The sequence below is a fragment of the Streptomyces griseus genome (genome assembly GCF_001715295.1).
GTDB classification, from domain to species: domain Bacteria; phylum Actinomycetota; class Actinomycetes; order Streptomycetales; family Streptomycetaceae; genus Streptomyces; species Streptomyces griseus_G.
Genome location: NZ_MDKB01000002.1, coordinates 134929 through 151146 on the forward strand (window position 1 = coordinate 134929; position 16218 = coordinate 151146).

15 protein-coding genes are annotated in these 16218 nt (G+C 71.2%); 3 read left to right on the forward strand and 12 right to left on the reverse strand.

Annotated elements, in window-relative coordinates; translation table 11 throughout:
• Window positions 1-356: 356 nt before the first annotated feature.
• Window positions 357-1004 carry a bifunctional DNA primase/polymerase gene (locus BA175_RS07220; RefSeq protein WP_069170472.1) on the forward strand — a complete coding sequence of 216 codons (648 nt, stop codon included), beginning with the start codon at window positions 357-359 and terminating at the stop codon, window positions 1002-1004.
• 74 nt (window positions 1005-1078) lie between these two features.
• Here the strand turns inward: BA175_RS07220 and ftsY are convergent, their stop codons facing one another.
• The 5 genes from ftsY to BA175_RS29335 form a co-directional block, all read right to left on the reverse strand.
• Window positions 1079-2284 carry a signal recognition particle-docking protein FtsY gene (gene ftsY, locus BA175_RS07225; RefSeq protein WP_069170473.1) on the reverse strand — a complete coding sequence of 402 codons (1206 nt, stop codon included), beginning with the start codon at window positions 2282-2284 and terminating at the stop codon, window positions 1079-1081.
• A gap of 391 nt (window positions 2285-2675) precedes the next feature.
• On the reverse strand, window positions 2676-4094 hold the full coding sequence (locus tag BA175_RS07230; RefSeq protein WP_069170474.1) for a sugar porter family MFS transporter: 1419 nt from the start codon (window positions 4092-4094) through the stop codon (window positions 2676-2678).
• 260 nt (window positions 4095-4354) lie between these two features.
• A complete protein-coding gene (locus BA175_RS07235) occupies window positions 4355-8122 on the reverse strand; it encodes an AAA family ATPase (RefSeq protein WP_069170475.1) in 3768 nt (1255 codons plus the stop codon).
• Between the two features lie 281 nt (window positions 8123-8403).
• Window positions 8404-8616 (reverse strand): hypothetical protein, encoded by a 213-nt coding sequence (locus BA175_RS07240; protein WP_069170476.1) that lies wholly within the window; start codon window positions 8614-8616, stop codon window positions 8404-8406.
• A 437-nt stretch (window positions 8617-9053) separates the two neighbouring features.
• A complete protein-coding gene (locus BA175_RS29335; RefSeq protein ID WP_079159436.1) occupies window positions 9054-9335 on the reverse strand; it encodes an acylphosphatase in 282 nt (93 codons plus the stop codon).
• 154 nt (window positions 9336-9489) lie between these two features.
• On the opposite strand from BA175_RS29335, the gene BA175_RS07245 reads away from it, so the two are divergent.
• Together BA175_RS07245 and BA175_RS07250 are read left to right on the forward strand one after the other, a co-directional pair.
• Window positions 9490-10437 (forward strand): CAP domain-containing protein, encoded by a 948-nt coding sequence (locus BA175_RS07245; protein ID WP_069170477.1) that lies wholly within the window; start codon window positions 9490-9492, stop codon window positions 10435-10437.
• 196 nt (window positions 10438-10633) lie between these two features.
• Window positions 10634-11041 carry a winged helix-turn-helix transcriptional regulator gene (locus tag BA175_RS07250; RefSeq protein ID WP_069170478.1) on the forward strand — a complete coding sequence of 136 codons (408 nt, stop codon included), beginning with the start codon at window positions 10634-10636 and terminating at the stop codon, window positions 11039-11041.
• 34 nt (window positions 11042-11075) lie between these two features.
• Here BA175_RS07250 and mutM read toward each other — a convergent pair whose 3' ends face one another.
• From mutM to rsmD, 7 genes are all read right to left on the reverse strand, one after another.
• Window positions 11076-11933 carry a bifunctional DNA-formamidopyrimidine glycosylase/DNA-(apurinic or apyrimidinic site) lyase gene (gene mutM, locus BA175_RS07255; RefSeq protein WP_069170479.1) on the reverse strand — a complete coding sequence of 286 codons (858 nt, stop codon included), beginning with the start codon at window positions 11931-11933 and terminating at the stop codon, window positions 11076-11078.
• A 78-nt stretch (window positions 11934-12011) separates the two neighbouring features.
• On the reverse strand, window positions 12012-12836 hold the full coding sequence (gene rnc, locus BA175_RS07260; protein WP_069170480.1) for a ribonuclease III: 825 nt from the start codon (window positions 12834-12836) through the stop codon (window positions 12012-12014).
• A gap of 19 nt (window positions 12837-12855) precedes the next feature.
• Window positions 12856-13029 (reverse strand): 50S ribosomal protein L32, encoded by a 174-nt coding sequence (gene rpmF, locus BA175_RS07265; RefSeq protein WP_003965982.1) that lies wholly within the window; start codon window positions 13027-13029, stop codon window positions 12856-12858.
• Window positions 13030-13031: 2 nt separating this feature from the next.
• Entirely contained in the window at window positions 13032-13640 is a 609-nt protein-coding gene (locus tag BA175_RS07270) for a YceD family protein (RefSeq protein WP_069171991.1), read from the reverse strand.
• A 203-nt stretch (window positions 13641-13843) separates the two neighbouring features.
• The gene (locus BA175_RS07275) at window positions 13844-14980 is read right to left on the reverse strand and encodes a cell division initiation protein (protein ID WP_069170481.1); all 1137 of its coding nucleotides are present in this window, start codon (window positions 14978-14980) and stop codon (window positions 13844-13846) included.
• 97 nt (window positions 14981-15077) lie between these two features.
• Complete coding sequence (gene coaD, locus BA175_RS07280; protein WP_217493218.1) at window positions 15078-15557, reverse strand: pantetheine-phosphate adenylyltransferase; 480 nt, start codon at window positions 15555-15557, stop codon at window positions 15078-15080.
• 26 nt (window positions 15558-15583) lie between these two features.
• Complete coding sequence (gene rsmD / locus BA175_RS07285; RefSeq protein WP_069170483.1) at window positions 15584-16168, reverse strand: 16S rRNA (guanine(966)-N(2))-methyltransferase RsmD; 585 nt, start codon at window positions 16166-16168, stop codon at window positions 15584-15586.
• Window positions 16169-16218 lie beyond the last annotated feature (50 nt).

The window sequence follows — 16218 nt, forward strand, 5'->3', positions numbered from 1 at the left end:
TTGCCCGGGGCATACCCATGAACGCACATGCAATTGCAGCCTCGGATACCGACAGTAATCCACCGATCACCACGACAGCGAGGTCGGGTACGGAAACGCCACCATTCGCCACCCCTTCGGATGAACGCGCCGCACCACGTCCACGATTCACTTGACAGAGCGCGATCAGTGGCGAGCGGATCGAAGCATTCAGGGGCGCGTGGCGGATGGTCGTCGCGCGCCCGCCGTGCATCTGCGGGACATCCTGAGGGCGCACGCCCTTGAGTGCCACGCCGCGCTGCCGCAATCGCCGGCGTCGAGGACGTCAGGGACTCCGGGGTCGTAACCACCGGTGAGTCGGACCCGTTGGAGGGGGCATGGGCTTCACGATCGGCGGCATCCACGAGAGGCGGGCGGGCTCGCGTCGCCGCGGCCGGACGGCCGGGGCCACGGCGGTGGCCGAGTACTCCGGGCTCTGGGGCTGGGCGGTGGCCCCGGGCGCCCGGGCCGCGTCCGGCGCCTGCTCGTGCGGCGACACCGCGTGCCCCGCTCCCGGGGCGCATCCGCTGGGCTTCGCCCCCGAGGTTCCGGCGGGCGCACCCTTCCGGGTCGCCGCCGATGTCTGGGCGCAAGTGCCCGGCGCCTCGATCCTGCTGCCCGTGGGACGGACCTTCGACGTACTCGACGTCGCCGAGGGAGCCGGGCGGCGCGCCCTGGCCCGGATGGAGCGGATGGGACTGCCGCTGGGGCCGGTGACGGTGACGCCTGACGGACGGGCCCAGTTCTTCGTCGCGCCGGGGGCCGCGGCCGGGCTGCCCGGGCTGCTCTACCGGATGGGCTGGGACGACGCGGACCTGGATCTGCGGGCCCTGGGCCGGGGGTCCCACATCACGGCGCCCCCGTCGGACCTGGGCGGCCTCGGACCGGTCGGCTGGCTGCGCGAGCCGGTGCGGGAAACGGCCGTCACTCCCCCGCAGGCGCGCCTGTTGCTGGGCACCCTGGCGTACATATGCCACCGCTGGTGAACGCCGAAGGGCGGTGACTCCCCCCGTGTCCGGGGAGGGCGCACCGCCCTTCGGGCGTCACGGCGGGTACGGGATCAGTCGCCGATCAGGGCGTCGACGAAGGCACCCGGCTCGAACGGGGCCAGATCGTCCGGCCCCTCGCCGAGGCCGATGAGCTTCACCGGCACGCCGAGCTCGCGCTGGACGGCGATGACGATGCCGCCCTTGGCGGTGCCGTCCAGCTTGGTGAGGACGATGCCGCTGATGTCGACGACCTCCGCGAAGACCCGCGCCTGCACCAGGCCGTTCTGGCCGGTCGTGGCGTCGAGGACGAGCAGGATCTCGTCGAGCGGCCCGTGCTTCTCCACGACCCTCTTGACCTTGCCGAGCTCGTCCATGAGACCCGTCTTGGTGTGCAGCCGGCCCGCCGTGTCGATGAGCACCACGTCGGCGCCCTCGGCGATGCCCTCCTTCACGGCGTCGAAGGCGATCGACGCCGGATCGCCGCCCTCGGGGCCGCGGACCGTACGGGCGCCGACGCGCTCGCCCCAGGTCTGGAGCTGGTCGGCGGCGGCGGCACGGAAGGTGTCGGCCGCGCCGAGCACGACGCTTCGGCCGTCCGCGACGAGCACCCGGGCGAGCTTGCCCGTGGTGGTGGTCTTGCCGGTGCCGTTGACACCGACGACCATCACGACGCCCGGCGTCTCCTCGCCTCCCTCCGTCCTGACGGTGCGGTCGAAGTCGGGGCCCAGCAGGGTGACGAGCTCCTCGCGCAGCAGCGCGCGGAGCCCTTCGGGCGTACGGGTGCCGAGGACACGGACCCGCTCACGGAGCCGCTCCACCAGCTCCTGGGTCGGAGCGACGCCGACGTCGGCGGTGAGGAGTGTGTCCTCGATCTCCTCCCAGGTGTCCTCGTCGAGGTTGTCGCGGGACAGGAGCGTGAGCAGCCCCTTGCCCAGGGAGTTCTGCGAACGGGCGAGCCGGGCGCGGAGCCGTACCAGACGGCCCGCGGTGGGCTCGGGCACTTCGAGCGCGGGGATCTCCGGCTCGACGACCACCGGGGCTTCCTCGACGGGGACCTCGGTGCCGGGGAGACCGACCTCCTCGATGGTGCGCCGCGCTTCGTCGCGCGGCGCCTCGGGTTCCTCGCCGACGCGTGGTTCGGCGGGGGGAGTGATGGTCGGCGTGCTCGACGGTGCCGAGGGCGGCAGCTGCTTCTTCTTGCGGCTGCTGACCACGAGCCCGCTGATCAGGCCGACCGCGACCAGGGCGATGACTACAGCAAGGATGACGATGTCCATAACGCGTCCAGTATCGGCCACGGCCGCGGTCGGGGCGCGGTTGCGGAGAAGGTACGACGGCCCCTGGATGTGTTATGCACCGTTTGGGGGAGGGCCACGCCGCGCCGCGCTCTGGGGCCCGATGCCCGACGGCGAGCGCACCGGCCGGGGCCGCGCGCCCTTCCCCGGGGTGTGTCCCGGCGCTTCCGGACGTCCTTCGGCCGGCGCGGCGACCGCTCCCCCGGCGCCCTGCCGGTGTACGTGCTCCCTCGGGCCTCCGGCCGCCCCCGGCGCCCTGTTCCCGGACAGCCCCGGTCCGGCACCGGCGCCCGCCGGGAACAGCACACCGCCCCGGTCCGGCGCGGGGCCGGACCGGGGCGGTGGCCGGTGCCGAGGAGAGGGACAGCGGGGATCAGCCCATCTCCTCCAGCGCCTTGCCCTTGGTCTCCTTCACGAACTTGAGCACGAAGGGGATCGACAGCACGGCGAAGCAGGTGTAGATGATGTACGTGCCCGAGAGGTTCCACTCGGCCAGGCTCGGGAAGCTCGCCGTGATCGCCCAGTTGGCGATCCACTGCGCCGAGGCGGCGACTCCGAGGGCTGCGGCGCGGATGCGGTTGGGGAACATCTCGCCGAGGAAGACCCAGACCACGACCCCCCACGAGAGCGCGAAGAAGAGCACGAACACGTGGGCGGCGATCAGCGCGACGGTGCCCTCGGCGGTCGGCAGTTTGCCGTCGACCAGGTCCGCGGAGAAGGCCCAGGCCTCGAACGCCAGCGCGATGGCCATACCGGTGGATCCGACGAGCGCGAGCGGCCGCCGACCCACCCGGTCGACCAGGATCATCGCGATCACGGTGCCGATGATGTTGATGATCGACGTGGTGAACGAGTAGAAGAACGAGGCGGAGGGGTCGATGCCGACCGACTGCCAGAGCGTCGCCGAGTAGTAGAACGCCACATTGATGCCGACGAGCTGCTGGAACACCGAGAGGCCGATACCGATCCAGACGATCGGCAGGAAGCCGAAGCGGCTCCCGAGCAGGTCGCTGAACTTCGACTTGTGCTCGCGGCGCATGGCCGTCTCGATCTCGAGGACGCGCGCGTCGAGATCGACGTTCTTGCCCTCGACCTCTGCAAGGATCTTGCGGGCACGCTCCTTCTTCCCCACGGAGATCAGGAAGCGGGGCGACTCGGGGATCGCGAACGACAGGAGTCCGTACAGGACGGCGGGGACGACCATCACACCGAGCATCCACTGCCAGGCCTCGAAGCCCGCGATCTTGCCGCGCTGGTCGCCGTCGGCGATCTGCAGGATGCCGTAGTTGACCAGCTGCGAGATGGCGATACCGACGACGATCGCGGCCTGCTGGAAGGAGCCCAGCCGGCCGCGGTAGGCGGGTGGCGAGACCTCGGCGATGTAGGCCGGGCCGATGACGGAGGCCATGCCGATGGCGAAGCCGCCGATGATGCGCCACATGGCGAGGTCCCACAGCGCGAACGGCAGCGCGGAACCGACGGCGCTGATGGTGAAGAGCACCGAGGCGATCTGCATGCAGCGGATGCGGCCGATCCGGTCCGCGATGCGCCCCGCCGTGGCCGCTCCGATCGCACAGCCGATGAGAGCGATGGCGATGACCTGGGCCAGCGTCCCCGAGCCGATGTCGTAACGGTGACGGATCGCCTCGACGGCGCCGTTGATCACGGAGCTGTCGTAGCCGAAGAGGAAGCCGCCCATCGCTGCGGCTGCCGTGATGAAGATGACATGGCCGAGATGGTCCGGGTGCGCCTGTCTGGCTCCGGAATCCGGTCCACGCTCTGTGCTGGTCACATGAATCTCCTGATGCCTGGCCGCAACGTCAGGCGTGGGGGGTGAGCCTTCCCAGTGGCGCACAACTTGCAGCCGACCACCACTTGAAGACAAAAACAACGTTTCCGAGAGTATGCGTTCAAGTTTCGTAGTCAATACCGGGGTGAGGCCCTTGGTTACCCACACGTACCCCGAGGTTCCCGCGTGGCGCATTGAAGGCTTGTAGATTTGGTGAAGACCGTGTGACCGGGACCACCGCGACGACCGTACGGCCGGGCGCCTCAGCGCAGTCGCTGGCTGATCACCTTGGAGACCCCGTCGCCCTGCATGGAGACTCCGTACAGCGCGTCCGCGACCTCCATCGTGCGCTTCTGGTGGGTGATCACGATGAGCTGGGAGCTCTCCTGGAGTTCCTCCATGATCCGGATCAGCCGCTGCAGATTGGTGTCGTCGAGCGCCGCCTCGACCTCGTCCATGACGTAGAAGGGGCTCGGCCTCGCCTTGAAGATGGAGACAAGGAGGGCCACGGCCGTCAGGGACCGTTCGCCGCCCGACAGGAGCGAGAGCCGCTTGACCTTCTTGCCCGGCGGCCTGGCCTCGACGTCCAGACCGGTCGTCAGCATGTTGTCCGGATCGGTGAGGACGAGACGCCCCTCGCCTCCGGGGAAGAGCCGCGAGAAGACCCCTTCGAACTCGCGCGCGGTGTCGCGGAACGCCTCCGTGAACACCTGCTCGACCCGCTCGTCGACCTCCTTGATCACCTGCATCAGATCGGCCCGCGTCTTCTTCAGGTCTTCAAGCTGCTCGGAGAGGAACTTGTGCCGCTCCTCCAACGCCGAGAACTCCTCGAGGGCGAGCGGATTCACCTTCCCGAGTCGCTGGTACGCCCGTTCGGCCGCCTTCAGCCGTTTCTCCTGCTCACTCCTGACGAACGGCCTCGGCTGATTGCGGGGGTGGCCCGGATCCTGCGGAAGCTCCTCGCCCTCGGCCGCCGGGGACGGCGGCACCGGCCGGTCGGGGCCGTACTCGGCGGCCAGACCGGCCGGCTCCACGCCGAACTCCTCCAGTGCCTTCGTCTCCAGCTGCTCCACGCGCAGCCGCTTCTCGGCCCCGAGCACCTCGCCCCGGTGCACCGAGTCGGTGAGCCGGTCGAGGTCCGTCTTGAGGTCACGGCCCCGGCCGCGTTCGGCGGCCAGCTCCCTTTCCCGCTCGGCCTTGGCCGCCTCCGCCGTGGCCCGCTCCTGCTGCGCCCGCAGGACGGACACCTCGACGTGCGCCAGCAGCTGGCGGGCGCCGGACGCCACCGCCGTGGCGACCTCGGCCTCGTGGCGCAGCCGGGCGCGGCGCTGCTCGGCACGGGCGCGGGCCTCGCGCTCGGCCCTGGCCCCGCGGTCCAGGGCGTCGGCCCGTCCGGAGAGGCCCTTGACCCGCTCCTCGTGGGTGCGGACCTGGAGACGGGCCTCCATCTCGGTCTGGCGGGCATTGGCCCCGTCCGCGGCGAGCCGGTCCCGTACGGAGGTGTCCGGTTCCTCCTCCACCGGGGTCTCCTGCGCGACGAGCAGCCGCTCCGCGAGCTCCTCGGCCTCGGCGGTGGCCCGTTCCAGCGCTTCCTGGGCACGGGCCGCGGACGCGGCCGACCGCTCGGCCTCCCCCGCGGCGCCGCGGGCCTGGCCGGCCAGTCTGCCGAGCTGCTGGGCCACGCCCGACTTCTCCCGGTCGGCGGCCCGGCGCCGCTCCCCCAGCTCCTCCACCTCGGCGGCCGCCCGGTCGCGCAGGACGGCCGCCCGGTGCTGGGACGAGGCGAGTTCCTCGCACCGCACGGCGAGGTCGGCCAGCTCCGCGGCGGCCTCGTCGACGGAGGCCTGCACCTCCAGCAGGCTGGGCGCCCCGGCCGAGCCGCCGTACGCGACGTGGGAGCCCAGTACGTCGCCCTCGGCCGTCACCGCGGTCAGCCCCGGGTGCGCCGCCACCAGGTCCTCGGCGTCCTCCAGCGTCCCCACGACCACCATGTCACGCACCAGCCGCCGCACGGCCGCCATGAGTTCGGCCGGCCCCTGCACCAGGGCGGCGACGGCCGGCGCGGCGGCGCCCTCCGCGGGGACCCGGCCGGTCGCCGGGGGCACCTCCTCCCCCGTCCGGGCCGCCGGAAGTGCGTGAGACGCCCCGGCCGCCGGCCCGTCACCGGCGGTCGGCCCGGAGACGGGTGCCTCACGGGCGGCCGGTCCGGACGCGGATGCCTCCCCCGACAGCGGTCCGCCGCCGGACGCGTGCACCGGGGCGGCGGGCGAGGTGGTCCGGTCGACGCCCGGGCCGGGGACCTGCCCGGCTCCCCCTCCCGCCGGCAGCAGGGCCGCCCGCCCGCCGTCCTCCTTGCGCAGCAGGCGGATCGCGTCCGCCGCCGTCGCCGGGTCCGTCACCGCGACGGCGTCGGCGGCCGCCCCCAGTGCCGCAGCCACCGCGACCTCGTACCCGGCGGTGACCGTGAGCAGTTCCGCCGCCGGCCCGAGAAGTCCCGGGAGCCGGTCGCCCGCACCGAGCAGTGCGCCCGTGCCGTCCTTACGGCGCAGTCCCAGGGCGAGCGCCTCGTGCCGGGCCGCGACCGCCGCGCGCTTGCGCTCCGCAGCGGTGGCCGCGTCCCGCGCGCCGTCGAGGGCCCTCTCCGCCCGGGCGAGTTCCCGCTTGGCTGCCTCGTGCCGCTCGGCCAGTTCCACGTCGTCCGCGTCCAGGCCCTCGACCTCGGCCTTGAGTTGCTCGTACTCCTCCTGCGCGGCCACCGCCCGTTCCTGGGCGGCGTCCCGGGACGCCGCCAGCCGGTCGATCTCGGCCTGCGCCGAACCGGCCCGGCTGCGGGCGGCGTTGACTTGGCCGTTGAGCCGGGCGAGGCCCTCGCGCCGGTCGGCGATGGCCCGGGCGGCGTCCCTGAGCCTGCGCTCCTCGGCCGCCAGCTCCCGCTCCAGTTCGGCCCGGTGGGCGGTGGTGTCCTCCAGGGCGTGCTCCGCCGCTTCGAGGGCCGCCTCCAGTTCCGCCTCCTGCTCGCGGATCCGGGCGGCCTCGCGCTCCATGTCCTCGGGGTCCCGCCCACGCCGCTCCTCCTCCTGCGGCGCGGTGGCGCTCTTCACGCGTGCGTCGGCGAGCGAGACCGTGCCGCGTACCCGCTCGGCCAGCTGCGACAGTTCGTACCAGGTCTGCTGGGCCCGCTCGAGGCGCGGAGACAGCCGCCGGACCTCGTCCTCCAGGCCCGCCTCACGGGCGAGTGCCGCCTTGAGTTCGCCCTCCGCCACTTCCCTGCGCTGTTTGAGGGCGGCCTCGTCGGCGATCTCACCGCGCAGCGCCTCACGGAGGCGCACCAGGTCGTCGGCGAGGAGGCGGAGCCGCGCGTCGCGGAGATCGGCCTGGATGACGGCTGCCCTGCGGGCCACGGCGGCCTGCCGGCCGAGCGGTTTGAGCTGGCGCCTCAGTTCGTCGGTCAGGTCCTGGACCCGGGCGAGGTTGGCCCCCATCGCCTCCAGCTTCCGCAGCGCCTTCTCCTTGCGCTTGCGGTGCTTGAGCACGCCGGCGGCCTCTTCGATGAAGGCGCGGCGCCCCATGGGATCGGCGTGCAGGACGGAGTCCAGCCGGCCCTGTCCGACGATGACGTGCATCTCGCGGCCGATACCGGAGTCGGAAAGGAGTTCCTGGATGTCGAGCAGCCGGCAGGTGTCGCCGTTGATCTGGTATTCACTGCCGCCGTTGCGGAACATGATCCGGGTGATCGTCACTTCGGCGTACTCGATGGGCAGCGCACCGTCGGAATTGTCGATGGTCAACGACACTTCCGCGCGTCCCAGCGGTGGCCTGCCGGTGGTACCGGCGAAGATCACGTCTTCCATCTTGCCGCCGCGCAGGGATTTCGCCCCCTGCTCACCCATGACCCAGGAGAGAGCGTCCACCACATTGGATTTGCCGGAGCCGTTCGGCCCGACCACGCAGGTGATCCCCGGTTCGAAGCGCAGGGTCGTGGCGGAGGCGAATGATTTGAAACCACGCAGGGTCAGGGCCTTGAGGTGCACGCCGCCGGACTCTACCTTTCCCTCTCGGTTTCGCCGGCGAAGGCGCAGGGCACATCAGACGGTAGGCGAGGAGCGAGACATCGGGGGGCAGGCCGGGGGAATGAAAAAAGGGACGCCGAAGCGTCCCTTGTCCATCGTGCAGAGTCGGCGTGACGGATCGCATGCGGACGGGCAGGACGAGCATTCCTCGGCGCCCGGGCGACGACCCGTGACGAAGACATTCCGGTGGTGATCTCGAGCGAGTCGCACGAGCTGCCTGACCGGCCCTGCCGGGCGGGCGGTCAGGTCAGCGCGGGCTCCGCCTGGGGTACGTCGATGTCGATGCTGTCGAGCAGCGACTCCTGGTGCTGTGCGGCGGCGCTGAGCGCGTCCTTCTCGTCCTGGATCCGGGCAAGCTCGGACTCAAGATCCTTGACACGCTGCTGAAGCCGTCGCATCTCGGCGAGGAGTCGCGGGTCGGAACCGCCGACGTAACCGAGAAGCGCCTTTGCCATGATGGATGGTCCTCCACACTGAGTGACCGACCGATGCGGTGTGGGTCGTGAGGGAATCGCACCCGCGGTGCTCGGCAGTGGTCGGTCGTCACTGCGGTTCTGCTGTCAACCAGCACTGCCGAACAGCCAAGGTGCGCGGGGATTTCAGCGTCTCACCAAAAAGTTTGACGGTCAACACGATCACACCCCGTGAGGCGGGTGTCCCGGGGGCGCACGCCTGGACGATCATGCGGCGCGGCTCTCCTGCGGGACCCCGAGGGGTGTGGAGATCTTCGTCAATGCCGCAGCCTCGCATGACATCCACTTCTTGGCAACCATGCTCCTTCGCCGGATGCTTTCGCAGGTCATTTCGGGTGCGCGCTTCCCTGCACCCCGCTCTCCCGCCCCTCGTCCCCCGCCGGATCCGCAGTGGATCGGCAGCGCCGCCACCGACCCGATCAGCGGATCGCGAATCCTTCATAACCACCCCGGGGCGTGTCCCAGATCTCAGTCACTCCGTCCACCTGGCCGGGCGTGTCGCCGGTGGCGAGCCAATCGAGCAGACGGTGGCAATTCTCACGCGGCCCTTCCGCGACGACCTGGACACGGCCGTCGTCGAGATTGAGGGCGAAGCCGGTAAGACTTCCGATCTCCAAAGCATGTGCCCTGGTGAACCAGCGGAACCCTACTTGCTGTACTCGGCCGCGTACCCAGACGACAAGCCGTGCGTCTTCGTTCATGCCCGAACGCTAACCGGCCAATTGATCGAGCAGCACGTCGCCCGAATACGCCATGGCGTACAGTCCCGTCGCAATAGCTCACCTGATCGGGTGAGCCGGACGGTGGACACGGTGTCGTCGTAGCGGCGCTCCGAGCACGAGGAAGGCACAGCGCATGGGACGCCATCGACGCGCAGGCGCAGCCCCCGCAGCTGAGCAGCAGACCGCGGGCGCTGCCGAAGGACGCCGCGGTTCCCGCCGGAAGAGGCGGAGCGCAGTGCCCCTGCGCACCGGCCTGCTCGGGGTCTCCGCGGCCGTGGCCGTCGGCGCCGTAGCCGTCACGTCGGGTCTGCTGCCGGGTGGCGACACCTACAGCATCAGCGGTGGCTCCTCCCCGGACCAGGTCCGCACGGGCGGCGCTCCCGACCTGCTGACCCAGGGTGGCTCCTCCGCAGACCCCACCGACCGCGCGTCCGCCCAGGCCGGAAGGGGTACGGGCCGTTCCGGGGCGTCGAAGTCCCCCTCCGCGTCCCCGGACGGCAAGCCTTCGGCCACCGCGTCGAAGCAGGCCTCCCGGCAGACGGAGAAGCCGGCCGCCACGAGGAAGCCGGCCCCGGCCGGGTCGCCGGAGCGGACCGCGGCACCGTCCGCGGAAGCGAAGAAGAGTGCGCCCCCGGCCTCGAAGGCCCCGGCCGCGCCCAGGACCACCCCCGCCTCGTCGAGCCGCGCGCCCTCCTCGCCGGCCGCTGCCTCCGCGCAGGACGCCGTGCTCGCCCTCGTCAACGAGGAGCGCTCCAAGGTCGGCTGCCGACCGGTCACCGCCAGCGCGTCCCTGACCGCCCTGGCTCAGACCTTCAGCGAGGACATGGCCGCGCGCGCCTTCTTCGACCACACCGACCCGGACGGCGCCACCCCCTGGGACCGCGCGGCGAAGGCCGGCGTGACAGGTCTCGGCGGCGAGAACATAGCCCGCGGCCAGGCCGACGCCCAGGCCGTGATGGACGCCTGGATGAACAGCGACGGCCATCGCGCAAACATTCTCAACTGCGATTACACGACCCTGGGGGTCGGTGTGCACTTCGGCTCCGGCGGCCCCTGGTGGACGCAGGACTTCGGCTTCTGAGAAGCCGGGCGGTGCGGCTCGCCCGGCCGGACGCGGCGGGAGTGCGGTCGGGAGGGGCAAGGCCGACCGGGCTCGAACCGGCGTGCTCCCTCATGCCGTGAAGGCGCGACGCCCACTGCCCTACGGCCGTGCCCCGCGCATCCTGCGGCGCTGCGCTCTCCGTGGGTGAGCGCTGCGCGGGCGTAAGCTGGGCCCCATGGGCGAGGCGGAGACGAACGGTGTGACGGACGGCTACGGCGTCTCCCCTTTCGACGTCTTCTCCCGGCAGTGCCCGTCGCGCGGGACCCTGGAGCACGTCACGGGCCGCTGGGGCGGTCTCACCCTGGGGGCCCTCTTCGAGAGCGGCCTCCGCTTCAACGAGCTGCGCCGCCGCGTGGACGGCGTCAGCGAGAAGATGCTCTCCCAGACCCTGCACGCGCTGGAGCGCGACGGCCTGGTGCTCCGGGAAGCTCGTCCCACCAATCCGCCGCGCGTCGACTACGAGCTGACCGGCCTCGGGCGCGAGGTGGCCGGCAGGCTGCTGGACCTCATCCAGCTCGTGGAGGGCCGGATGCCCGAGGTGCTCGACGCCCGCGGCCGGTACGACGCCGCCCGCGAGGCCTGACCCCGCGCCGGCCCGGTACGGCGGTTCCCGCCTTTCAGACCGCCCGCGGCGGGCGCTGGCAGCGGGGGCAGAAATAGCTGGACCGGTTCATCCACGGCCGGCGGCGCATCGGCGTACCGCAGCGGCGGCAGGGCTCGTCCTCACGGCCGTACGCGTCGAGTGACCGGTCGAAGTAACCGGATTCACCGTTCACGTTGACGTACAGGCTGTCGAAGCTGGTGCCGCCCTGGTCGAGGGCCTCGCGCATCACGTCCCGGACATGGCCGAGCAGCCCGGCGGTCACGGGGCGGGTCAGCGTCGCCGTCGGCCGTTCGTAGTGCAGCCTGCTGCGCCAGAGCGCCTCGTCCGCATAGATGTTGCCCACCCCGCTGATCAGGGACTGGTCGAGCAGGGCGCGCTTGATCGTCGTACGGCGCAGGCGCAGTGCCGTGTGGAACGCAGTGTCGTCGAAGGCCGGATCCAGGGGGTCGCGGGCGATGTGCGCGATGACGTCGGGCAGCCCCTCGGGGGTGTTGTCGTGGAGCGAGAGCCCCCCGAAGGTGCGCTGGTCGACGAAGCGCAGCTCCGTGCCGAGGACGTCGTCGAAACGGAACCTGATGCGCAGGTGCTTCTCGTCCGGCGCCGCCGACGGCCGCACGAGCAGCTGGCCGCTCATGCCGAGGTGGCCGAGCATCGAGAACTCCGCGTCGTCGAGGGGGACCCAGAGGTACTTGCCGCGGCGCATCGCCGTACCGAAGCGCAGGCCGCGGAGCCGGGCCGCGAAATCCACACCGCCCGCGAGGTGCCGGCGGACGGCACGCGGGTGCAGCACCTCGACCTCGTCGACGGTGCGCCCGGCGACCCAGCGCTCCAGGCCCCGTCGTACGACCTCGACCTCGGGCAGTTCCGGCACGGTGAACACTCCTTCGGGACGGGAAGACACAGCGAGAGCCCCCCGGTGCACCAGGCACCGAGGGGCTCCCCGAAACGCTCAGGCCGGAGCGGCGTCCGTGTGGGGCGCCGGGGCGGCAGAGGTGTCGGCGGCCCCTGCCTCCGCGGCGGTCTTCGCCGCCGCCTCCCGCGCCTCAGCGGCGGCGCTGATCTCGCGCCAGGCGGATTCCGCCGCCTGCTGCTCCGCTTCCTTCTTGCTACGGCCGGTGCCGGTGCCGTACGAGACACCACCGACGCGAGCGGCAGCAGTAAAGGTCTTCTCGTGGTCGGGGCCGGTCTCCGTGACGAGGTACTCGGGGACTCCGAGGCTCTCGCTCGCGGTGAGCTCCTGGAGACTGGTCTTCCAGTCCAGGCCGGCTCCGAGGTTCGAGGACCTGTCGATCAGCGGGTCGAAGAGCCGGTGAACCAGCTCCGAGGCCGCGTCGAGGCCCTGATCGAGATAGACGGCGCCGATCACCGCTTCCAGGGTGTCGGCGAGGATGGAAGCCTTGTCCCGGCCCCCCGTGCCCTCTTCACCGCGGCCGAGCCGGATGAAGGAGCCGAGTTCGAGGCCGCGGCCCACTTCCGCAAGTGCACGCGAGTTGACCACCGCGGCCCGCAACTTGGCCAGCTGGCCTTCGGGCAGGTCGGGGTGGGTGCGGTACAGCGTGTCCGTGACCACCAGGCCGAGCACCGAATCCCCGAGGAATTCGAGCCGTTCGTTGGTGGGCAGACCGCCGTTCTCGTACGCGTACGAACGGTGGGTCAGCGCACGCACCAGAAGGGCGGACTCGAGGTGATACCCGAGCCGCCCTTCCAGAAGCGTGTGGGACGAGGCTGTGTTGACGTTGTCTGCCTGCTTCTTGGCGCTGGACAACTCAGACATCGGGCCTCTCACCAGCCGCTCAGACCTCGAGGACCTGGCGCTTGTTGTAGGTGCCGCAGCTCGGGCACGCAATGTGCTGGAGCTTCGGCTCCTGGCAACGCTCGCACGAAACCAGGGTGGGGACCGCAGCCTTCCACTGCGACCGGCGGTGGCGCGTGTTGCTGCGCGACATCTTCCGCTTCGGAACAGCCACGGCTACTTCTCCTGCTTCTCGTCGACGCCCGGTTCGGCGCCGCCCATGTTGTCCTTCTCGCCGTCCTGAACGGTCTCGGCGAGTCCTTGCAGTGCCGCCCAACGGATGTCGACGGCATCGTGGTGGTGGCCGGGATTCTCGTCCAGCCTGATTCCGCACTCGGAACACAGACCGGCACAGGTCTCCTTGCACACCGGCTGCAGCGGCAGTGCGAGCACCACCGCGTCGCGCAGCACAGGCTCGAGGTCGAACAAGCCGTCCTCGAGAAAGAACCTGTCCTCGTCGTCCTCGGCGTCGTCGACCGGGTCCGCGGTCCTGCTGCGGTTCCGGTCATCGGCGTCAGGGTACGAGAACATCTCCTGGAAGTCCGCTTCCACATCGAGGCGCAGCGGCTCCAGACACCTTACGCACTCCCCCTCGGCCGTCGCACGGGCGGTACCCGTGACGAGTACCCCTTCCATGACCGATTCGAGGCGGAGGTCCAGCGCCAGGGGCGCGTGCTCCGGCACACCGATGACCCCGTCGATACCGAGGTCCTTCGGTGCCTCGACCGAGCGGGTCAGCCGCTTCAGGGCACCAGGACGCCGACCCAGCTCCCGCGTATCGAACACGAGGGGGTTGCGGTGGTCGAGGTGGCCGTTCAGGGCTTCTCCTGCTTTCGGATCATGTGCGGGGTGGGGCTTCGGGGAGGGCCGCCCCGGTCCGGAGAGGATGCGGGCAGCCGGGATCGCGGACATACGCGCGACCGAAGAGCCAGGATACTGGACGTACCGCCCAGCTCCCAATCCGGTCCGTCCGCCGCCCGGCCCGGGTGTCAGCGGCCCTGTTCGTACCGGCGGAGCTGCTCCAGATCGATCATGCTCGTGTCGAACAGGCTGGTCTCGTCGAGCGCGCTCTCCCCCTGCTGCGCGGGCGCCTGGGCCTGCTGCGGCCAGCCGTGGTCCTGATGCTGGTGGGCGTCGTAACCGCCGTGCTGCGGGCCGGGGTCGTAACCGCCCTGCTGCTGGTAGGCGGCGTACGGGTCGGGCTGCTGCTGGTAGACGGGGTAGGGGTCCGTCTGCTGGAGCGGCTGGTCCTGGTAGGCGTAGGTCTGCGCGTACTGCGGCTCGGGCTGCGCCTGGGCGGGGAAGCCGGTCGGCGAGGGGTCCTGGTAGTCGGCCGCCGGCGCGTAGTCCGGCTGTGCGGGCTCGGTGTACTGCGGCTGCGGCGCCGGGGTGGCGAGCTCCGCGAGACCCGCCCAGTGGTCCTCGTCACTGGTGTGCAGTGCGGCGCCCCCGGCCTCCTGCGCCGCCATGTGCGCCCCGAGCTCGTCGGTGGCCACCCGGCCGTGCAGCTTCTGCCGGCCGCGGCCGACGGCCTCCAGCGTCTTGGCCAGCACGGCCTCGAAGGCGCCCAGCTTCGTGTCGACGTAGTCGTCCGCGCGCCGCCTGAGCGTCTCGGGGTCCGAGCTGCGCTCGGGCGCCTCCGCGAAGTCCGGGTCCTCGTAGCCCTGCTCGTCGAGCCCCTCGCCGCGGCCCAGGAGCTTCTCCCGGCCGCGGTCCACGGAGCCGATGGTCTTGGTGAGGACGACCTCGAAGTTGGCGAGCTTGCTGTCGACGTACTCGTCGGCCTCGGCCCGGACCTCGTCGGCCTCCCGGCGGGCCTCGGACAGGATCCGGTCGGCCTCCGCCTGGGAGCGCCGGGCGATCTCGGTGCCGGAGATCAGGGAGCCGCGCTCGGCGCGGGCCGACTCGATGATCCGCTCGGCCTCCTGCCGGGCCTGCTCGACGAGCTGCTCCCGGCCGCCGATCAGCTCCTCGGCGTGGGCGAGGGAACCGGGCAGGGCCTCGCGCACCTCCTCGAGCAGCGCGAGCAGCTCGGCGCGGTTGACCACGCAGGAGGCCGACATGGGCATGGAGCGGGCGTTCCCGACCGTTTCGACGATCTCGTCGAGCTTCTTCTGCACGTCCACCGTGTGCTCGCCACTCTCTGCTGCTGTTGGAGACGGACGGGACGACTGTAAGGCCAGTCGCCTCCCGTCCGACACCTGGTGACGGGCGGTCAGCCCGTCACGCGCGGCGGAGCCGTTCCACCAGGGCGTCGTGGACCGCGGGGGGCAGCAGGTGCGAGACGTCGCCGCCCCAGGTGGCGACCTCCTTGACCAGGGAGGACGACAGGAAGCTGTAGGTGGGGTTGGTCGGCACGAAGAGCGTCTCGACCCCCGAGAGCCCGTTGTTCATCTGGGCCATCTGCAGTTCGTAGTCGAAGTCGCTGACGGCGCGCAGGCCCTTCACGATCGCGGGGATGTCACGCTGTTTGCAGAAGTCGACCAGCAGACCGTGGAAGGACTCGACCTGGACGTTGCCGAAGTCGGCGGTGACCTCGCGGATCAGCTCGATCCGCTCCTCCACCGTGAACAGCCCCTTCTTGGACTGGTTGATCATCACCGCGACGTGCACGACGTCGTACAGCTTCGAGGCTCGGCCAATGATGTCGAGATGTCCGTTGGTGATGGGGTCGAACGACCCCGGACAGACGGCGCGGCGCAACGTGGTTCCCTCGCTCTCCGGTGCGGTCATCGTGCGTCGTCGCACGTGGAAGCGGCGCGACCGTACCAAAGCGTTCCCTCGCCGTAACGACGGGCCCGCAGTGGCTCGAATCCCGGCGGCCAGCTGAACTCTCCGCCTCGTGTGCTCCGTTCCACCGTGACGAGGGCTTCGCCGGAGAGCCACCCCTGAGCACGGAGTGTGAGCAGGATCTCGCCAAGATCGCCATCGGTGACGGCGTACGGCGGATCGAGGAACACCACGTCGTACGGCGTCTCCGGTGCCGGACCTGTCACGATCTGTTCGGCTCTGCCGGCCCGGACCTCGGCTCCCGGCAGGCCCAGGGTGCGGACGTTGTCACGGACGACGCGGACGGCCCTGGCGTCGGCCTCGACCAGCAGCGCGTGGGCCGCCCCGCGCGAGAGTGCCTCCAGGCCCACCGCGCCGGAGCCGGCGTACAGATCGGCGACACGGATGCCGTCGAGCGTGCCCAGGAGCGCCTCCCACGTGGAGAACAGGCCCTCGCGTGCCCGGTCGGAGGTGGGGCGGGTGCCGGTGCCGGGCGGGACGGCCAGGCGGCGGCCGCCGGCCTCACCTGCGATCACGCGGGTCATGGGTGTCTGGTTCCTCGGGTCGCGGGCGGCGCGCAGGACGGGACGCGCGC